This window comes from Persicitalea sp., assembly GCF_041751555.1.
In the GTDB taxonomy this organism is placed as follows: domain Bacteria; phylum Bacteroidota; class Bacteroidia; order Cytophagales; family Spirosomataceae; genus Persicitalea.
The window spans coordinates 1-6,718 of record NZ_JBGSXF010000049.1 but is presented as its reverse complement, the minus strand read 5'-3'; the positions used below and the strand labels follow the sequence as shown (position 1 = coordinate 6,718).

Below are 6,718 nucleotides of genomic sequence, written 5' to 3'. Positions count from 1 at the left end.
TTCGATGATGGCAATGGGCGAACCGCGCTCATACTGATGAATTTTATTTTGATGAAATTCAATTACCCACCAGCAATTATTAAAACAGAGGATAAGCAGCAGTACTTCTCAGTTTTGCAATTGGCCGATGCCGGAAACATCGAGCCGTTTATCAACTACATCGCTGATAACATGGTACGTTCGCTGGAATTAATAATTCGTGGCGCGAAGGGGGAAGCTATTAGACTTGTTGCGATGAAAATATAATTATATTTTTGGAGATATGAATATATCAACCAAAGACTTAACGACCGAAAGAAAATGGCGTTCTGCAACGGGCTACGACCAAGAGCGATTCACGAAGCTTCTCGCCCTATTCGAAGAGGCCTATCTCTTAAAATTCGGCAAAACGATTCTTGAAAGGAAGGCCGACGGTCCAAAGGAATCAGTCATAAAATCCGCTGAGGAATTGCTTCTTTTCACCTTATTCAGTTTCAAGAGTGCGGGGCGGCCCGTGCCGACTGACTTTCGATCTACTTGGTTTTGTTACGGGTATGGATGCTTCCAATGCAAAGCGAAATCGCAGCGGCGAACCGTCAAGATACTGGTATGAGTGTTTTAATATCAATGCTTTCAAAGAACGGGTATGCCCCCAAGCGCTCCTTTGAAAGCGTCGCCGAGTTCGAGGATTTCTTCCGTGAATACGACACACTTATTATAGACGGCTCGGAACAGCCCATTCAACGCCCCTCGGAAGAGGATTCACAAAAAGACAACTACTCTGGCAAAAAAAAAGGCACACTTTGAAAACAACAGTCATAACAGGGATGAGCGATTCGCAAAGCGATAAAAGGATTCTCTACTTGAGCTATTGTTACGTCGGAAAAACGCACGATTACAGAATGTTGAAAGAAGACGGGGCCGCCCGCGCGGTTCCCCCCTAAGGAAGATTGGTTTAAAAACTTCAACGTACGCCTGGACTCGGGCTATCAGGGTTTCGCCAAGGACTACAAATGCCGACAAGTATATCTGCCAGTCAAGGCTCATAAGAAACATCCGTTAACAGAGGAGCAGAAACTTTCAAACAGAGAACTTGCCAGTCAACGCATTGGCGTTGAGCCGCTTCGGCGGACCGACAGTATCGGACGGACAAAGCGCTATCGGATTGCATCAGACCGTTTGCGAATGCGAGATTTTGTGAGATATGACGACACTTTGGAGGTATGCGCTGGCCTCTGGAATTTCTACGCAATGAGTTGATTTACAGAATTGCAACAAGTCTATTGAGGAGCCGGATGATTTAGACAAAGAGTTGGCGTTGTTGGAGCAACGGTTGAACGCAACGAAAACGGTAGAAAGGAATGAAAAAACGCTTGAAGTCATTCAAGACGTTTTTAATAGATCTATTTTACCCCTTTTCCTTAAGTTCAGATCAAGTAGCCAAAAGTTTTCTCATTTTTATGAAAAAGATATTCTTAGTTATTCTATCGATAACTATCCGCCACAAAAAATAGGTTTGGATATTTCCACAATACTCTCGGAATTATCCTCTGACACTTCTAAAATTACAATTGTCTCAATATTTAACTCATTCAAATATCCAAAAGTCGGAACATTTGATTACGAGAATGGATTTATAACCTTTTTTCAGGCTACAAAGTATATCATCACAAGAGCTACGAATTATGATTTAGTATTGGAAAAAGAGTATCATGAGTATTTGTCAGAAGAAGAAATTGAGCGAATGATAAACTTTGAACTAGAGCGCCATAAGAAATTTATTGAGGAGCAAACGAATGATTATTTCTCTAAAAAATCATAAGGTCAGCACCTTCACTAAAACAAAATCAATCGTCCCATCGCTTTTTTTGAACGCGCTAATTTCTCGAACCCCATCATAGCCCGTCCATTTCGAAAGGCTTTTTCTGACCACATCAGCCTTCAAATCCGGTAGCCCTAGTAGTGCTGGTGTAGCTTCTGCCCGAATTCCCGCTTGTGGCCGAATCGTGATCCGATCCGCCATGTCGTTGGTGTACTCGATTATGATTTTATCGTTTTGATAGGAATATTTCTGGCAGTTGGCGCAAATAGAACTGGCGGCGTCCTTGTCGTTCAGACTACTTTGCGGACCAAGGATGGTGGTGATGTCTTCCTGCGTTTGGTTGGCGACGTCGCGCAGGTTGAGGAAGGGTCGGGTCTGAGCGGTGGCGGCTTGGTATGGGCCAAGCAGGGTGAATAGAGAGATGAAAATGACTCGGTGGATGTTCACTTGGTTCAAGAAATACGTGGCAAACAAATTCATTACAGCAATCTTCTATGCCTATTCCACCACCAACCAGGTATAGCCCTCAGGCGGTAATTTAACGCTAATTTCAGCCTCATAGGCACGGTTCAGTGGGTAGTTTTTGGCCTTGCCCTCCTGCTCTCGGATAGTAGCCCGGTCGGTCAGCCCGGTGTAGTACAGCGGAAGCCGGATGGAGCGGGTGATGGTTTCTTTCAGCGGGTTGTATACCATCACCAATCCCTTATGGGGCAATGACGGGCTGACGTGCAGGATGCCATCCCAGTCGCGACCGTCGGGGCGACGCAGGTGAATGATATCGGAATTGAGGATTTCACGGTACTTTTTGTACCAGGCCACCACCTCTTTTACGGTTTTCTTGGTCGCATCGGTGTCATAGAGCCGGGGGCCACGGTAACAGGCCTGCACCCCCGCACCGTAGTACTGCATCATGAGCTGGCGGTAGTCGTCGAGATGCTCGCTCAGGGGTTCCAGCACGGCCTCGGGACCGCCCCCCTGGTACTTCGTCAATGGTACGAAACCCCAACCCATCGACGGCGTTTTCTCCCAGGTTCCGTCGAAGATATTTTGTCGGTTCAAAATTTTCTGCTGCTCGCGCGACAGCGAGAAATTGACCTCCCGATAGCCCAGCGCAATTTTGTGGCTGCCGTCCAGGAAGTACCAGTCAGGCGCGTTGATATAAACGCCCTGGGCGTTGAGGTCGCGATACAGGCCTTTCTGCAACTCCGTCTGCACCCAGCGTGAATCCGCCAGCCCCGCGTGTCCGGGATGGGTAGTGGAGGCGCAGAGGTCGCCGGGGTAGGGCCCGTCGTGTTCTAGCAGGTCGAAGCCCGTTTTGGCAATAAAAGTTTTGATTTTTTGCAAATAATCCAACCCCCAGCGGCTGGCTAAGCAAGGCGCGTGGCCAAACTGCGCGCCCTTATCGGGTAGGCCCGTCACGGGATCGATCACGTCGTTTTCGTCGTCGATGCGGCGACTGCTGAATAGCGAATAACCGCCCAGCATGATCCCTTTTTGGTGGGCATAGTTGGCCAAAGCCTTGAATTTGGCGATGTTGGTCGCCGAAGTATCCTCCATGTTCAAGCCACTGCCAAAGCTCAGGATCACCATCTCGTAGCCCGTTTCGGCGCACTGATCCACGATGCGCTTTACCTGCGTTGGGTCGGTGCTGACGAGGTGCATGAATACCGGATTCTGCGTGGTCCAGGGCGCGATGGTTCGGTACATCTGCCGACGGGCCAGGCCGTTGCGTTCACGGTCGTAGCTGTCGAGCAGTAGTTCGTAGCTGCGTACCGAATCCAGCGAATCGCCGGGTGCGAGACTCACACCGATGCCGCCGTTGGGATAAATCTCCATCAGGCAGGGTGTCTGGTAGTTGTAGTTGACCTGCGAGGTATAGCTCGAATCGACCTTCCAGTGCGTCGCCTGGTCGGACAGTTCGTAGCGCATGGCGTTGTTGTAGGCGTAGTTATTCTCAATATAAATCTTCTGCGGCTTCTTCATCTCCTCCGGCGAACCCACTACCGCCGATTCCTCCTCGGGCATCGCCAGAATCTCGCTGACAATCTGATCGACTCGTATTTCCTGGGTGCGTTTATTGACGACCGTCACCCACTTGCATAAGCTGGGCAGGCCATCGTACAGCGCATAATGAACAACTACTTCGATGCCCCGCAACGCGGGCAGAGGCGACGTAAAATGCAGCCTGAGTTCCTGACCCGTGGGTAGTTTTCGGTTCATGGTCCAGGTAGTAGATTTCCAAGACAGCGGGAGAGCGAGCGGACTAATCGAAAAATCGACCAGTTGAAAATCCGCTTCATTTTTGTGAAAATTGTCGATCCACTCTTCCCGCAGGTAGGCGTGCTCGGTTTGGCCGTAAAGGCCACCCACCCGGTACGTTTGGCCATCCAAAACTACCCGCGCCTCGGGTCGCAGCGAGCGGATGTACTGCTGCCCGGTCACCAGATTCCGGAAGTCGATGGTAGCGGCGTTGGGTGTGAGCCGAATGCGCCGCTGAATAAGGCCATTGCCGAGAACGATGTCTTTACCACCCGAACTCTGGTAGATTCCGGCTTTGAATCCAGCGTGGTTCAAAAGCCAGTCTTGCGTAGTCTTGGCAGGCTCGTATTCGGGCATTTTTTTGGTTTTGGCCAAAAACGTTTGACCCAGACAAACTTCGAGTGTACAAAAGCCGATCAAGAAAAGGAAAATAGTCCGCATGGGGGAGAAATAGGAATGATTGGAAATATCAAGCGTCCAGATTAAGAAAACAAGACGTGGTTTCCAAATCCCGTATATTGCGATTTCAGCCAATAGCTACGTTTTGGTACTTAATTCAGTCAAACCAGACGAAAGGATAGCCGAGTCACCCTTAACCTTTTGACCTTTAACCGTTGACCCAAAAACGAATGCTCCTCTTCACCGCCCCCGCTGACTTAAAATCGCATCTTGAAGAAATCCACGGCCCGAAAACTACCCTTGGTCTGCTCCCCACGATGGGTGCACTGCACAATGGGCATCTCGAACTGATGAGACGGGCGGTGGCAGAGAATGACCTGACCGTTGCCAGCATTTTCGTCAACCCGCTGCAATTCAACAATCCCGACGACCTGACGAAGTACCCCCGCACCCTCGACGAAGACTGCGCGATGCTCGAAGCAGCGGGCTGCGATCTGGTGTTTGCTCCTTCGGCGGAGGATATGTACGCCCAGCCACCCACGCTGAAACTGGACTTTGGCCAACTGGAACACGTGATGGAAGGCGCGTTCCGGCCCGGTCATTTCAATGGCGTTGGCATCGTGGTGGCACGGCTTTTCCACATAGTTCAGCCCGACCGCGCCTATTTTGGCCAAAAGGACTTGCAGCAAGTCGCCGTGGTGCGGCGGCTCGTCGAAGATTTGGCTTTCCCGCTGGAGCTCGTGGTCTGCCCCACCGTGCGCGAAGCCGACGGCTTGGCAATGTCGTCGCGCAACCGCCGGCTGAATCCGCAGGAAAGGGTACTGGCTCCGCTCATTTTCCGCACCCTCAGCGAGGCAAAGGAGAGACTGCTGGCTGGGCAAACCGTGGCCGATGTGAAGCAGCGGGTCCGGGAGCAGTTCGCACGACAGCCAGAATTTTCGTTGGAATATTTCGAAGTCGCCGACGCCCGCAGCCTGCAACCCGTGGCCGCTACTCTTTCTGATGGTCAAACAGCTTTGTGTATAGCGGCAAATCTGGGCGCGGTGCGGTTGATCGACAACGTGCTTTTTTAGTAAAAAATAAACCTGATCACTAACCCTTATTTCATGAAGTTTTGCTGGCTTTTTTTACTCTATTTTTCAACATTCGGTGCCTATGGTCAAGGCCTTTACCCCAAACCCGAAAACCTCACCAGTCATATAAACTACCTGGCGGCCGACCGAATGAAGGGGCGCGGCACGGGTAGCCGCCAAAACCTGAAAGCAGCAAAGTACGTAGCGAAGCAATTCAAAAAGTACCAGCTCGCTCCCCAAGGCACGAAGATGTACTTTCAGCCCTTCACGGCCCGCATGCGGCGGGTAGAGATACCCGACAGCCTGCGCGAAACCCGTAACGTCCTGGGTTTTCTTGATAATGGCGCTGACTTCACAATCGTTATCGGCGCGCATTTCGACCATTTGGGATTAGGAAAACAGGGTAGTTCGAAAGTTGAAAATTCGGAGGGGGAAATCCACAACGGTGCCGACGACAACGCTTCGGGCGTAGCCGGAATGCTGGAACTGGCCCGCTATTTTTCGGAAAATGACACCAAAGAACCCTACAACTTCCTATTTATTGCCTTTGGGGCTGAGGAACCGGGCTTGCAGGGGTCGAGGTACTTTGTCAATAACCCTACGCTGCCGCTCGACAAAATCAATTTCATGACCAACATGGACATGATTGGCCGCTACAATCCGGGCCGAGGCGTGGGCATCGGCGGCTACGGCACCAGCGCGGCCTGGCCCAATATCTTCGAGAATATCGCCAACGACGAGGTAAAGTACTTTACCGATCGGGCCGGAAGCGGGGGTTCGGATCACGGCTCATTTTATGCCAAACAGATTCCCGTGCTGTTTTTCCACACGGGCGGTCACGAAGATTACCACAAACCCACCGACGATGCCGATAAGGTGGATACCAAGGCTGAAGCAGCTATTCTTAAAATAGAGATCGACTTGATCGAAAGGGCGATGAAACTACCCAGGCTAGAATTTCAGGAGGTGAAGTAGGAGGAGTTTTTAGAAGATTTGTCAGTCCAAACTCTGCAAGTACAGCTCCTCTACCCGCTTCCGCGCCCAGGGCGTCCGGCGCAGAAAGGTCAGGCTTGACTTCACGCTGGGATCATGCGTAAAGCAACGAACCGGCACCACCTCGCCCATTTCTTCCCAGCCATAGGTGGCGACCAGATGGTTCAAAATATCTTCCAGCTTCACGCCGTGC

General features: G+C 50.9%; 8 protein-coding genes and 1 pseudogene. 6 read left to right on the top strand and 3 right to left on the bottom strand.

The genetic code is table 11. The features are described 5' to 3' along the window. From ACEW8P_RS01630 to ACEW8P_RS01615, 4 genes and pseudogenes are all read left to right on the top strand, one after another. Positions 1-246 (top strand): annotated as a pseudogene (locus ACEW8P_RS01630) (hypothetical protein); the annotation flags it as partial. Positions 247-588: 342 nt separating this feature from the next. After that, positions 589-786: a hypothetical protein gene (locus ACEW8P_RS01625; RefSeq protein WP_373511368.1), complete on the top strand. Its 198-nt coding sequence runs from the start codon at positions 589-591 to the stop codon at positions 784-786. 168 nt (positions 787-954) lie between these two features. Continuing rightward, positions 955-1,239: a transposase family protein gene (locus ACEW8P_RS01620; protein WP_373511369.1), complete on the top strand. Its 285-nt coding sequence runs from the start codon at positions 955-957 to the stop codon at positions 1,237-1,239. A 73-nt stretch (positions 1,240-1,312) separates the two neighbouring features. After that, a complete protein-coding gene (locus ACEW8P_RS01615; RefSeq protein WP_373511367.1) occupies positions 1,313-1,801 on the top strand; it encodes a hypothetical protein in 489 nt (162 codons plus the stop codon). On the opposite strand, the gene ACEW8P_RS01610 is transcribed toward ACEW8P_RS01615, so the two are convergent. After that, positions 1,796-2,248: a hypothetical protein gene (locus tag ACEW8P_RS01610; RefSeq protein WP_373511366.1), complete on the bottom strand. Its 453-nt coding sequence runs from the start codon at positions 2,246-2,248 to the stop codon at positions 1,796-1,798. The two genes, ACEW8P_RS01615 and ACEW8P_RS01610, sit on opposite strands and share 6 nt — an antisense overlap. 51 nt (positions 2,249-2,299) lie before the next feature. Beyond that, positions 2,300-4,417, bottom strand: a complete 2,118-nt coding sequence (locus ACEW8P_RS01605) for an alpha-galactosidase (protein WP_373511365.1) — start codon at positions 4,415-4,417, stop codon at positions 2,300-2,302. 272 nt (positions 4,418-4,689) lie between these two features. Between ACEW8P_RS01605 and panC the strand changes: the two genes are divergently transcribed. Further along, complete coding sequence (gene panC, locus ACEW8P_RS01600; RefSeq protein ID WP_373511364.1) at positions 4,690-5,532, top strand: pantoate--beta-alanine ligase; 843 nt, start codon at positions 4,690-4,692, stop codon at positions 5,530-5,532. A gap of 33 nt (positions 5,533-5,565) precedes the next feature. Continuing rightward, positions 5,566-6,507, top strand: coding sequence for a M20/M25/M40 family metallo-hydrolase (locus tag ACEW8P_RS01595; protein WP_373511363.1), 942 nt, complete (start codon positions 5,566-5,568; stop codon positions 6,505-6,507). A gap of 21 nt (positions 6,508-6,528) precedes the next feature. On the opposite strand, the gene ACEW8P_RS01590 is transcribed toward ACEW8P_RS01595, so the two are convergent. Next, positions 6,529-6,718: VF530 family DNA-binding protein (locus ACEW8P_RS01590; RefSeq protein WP_373511362.1), on the bottom strand; the 190-nt coding region annotated here is incomplete at its 5' end.

What these genes read in the sequence shown, in the direction of transcription:
- ACEW8P_RS01625 (WP_373511368.1), top strand. Translation starts at nt 589, where the DNA reads ATGAGTGTTTTAATATCAATGCTTTCAAAGAACGGGTATGCCCCCAAG.
- ACEW8P_RS01595 (WP_373511363.1), top strand. Translation starts at nt 5,566, where the DNA reads ATGAAGTTTTGCTGGCTTTTTTTACTCTATTTTTCAACATTCGGTGCC.
- panC (WP_373511364.1), top strand. Translation starts at nt 4,690, where the DNA reads ATGCTCCTCTTCACCGCCCCCGCTGACTTAAAATCGCATCTTGAAGAA.
- ACEW8P_RS01605 (WP_373511365.1), bottom strand. Translation starts at nt 4,417, where the DNA reads ATGCCCGAATACGAGCCTGCCAAGACTACGCAAGACTGGCTTTTGAAC.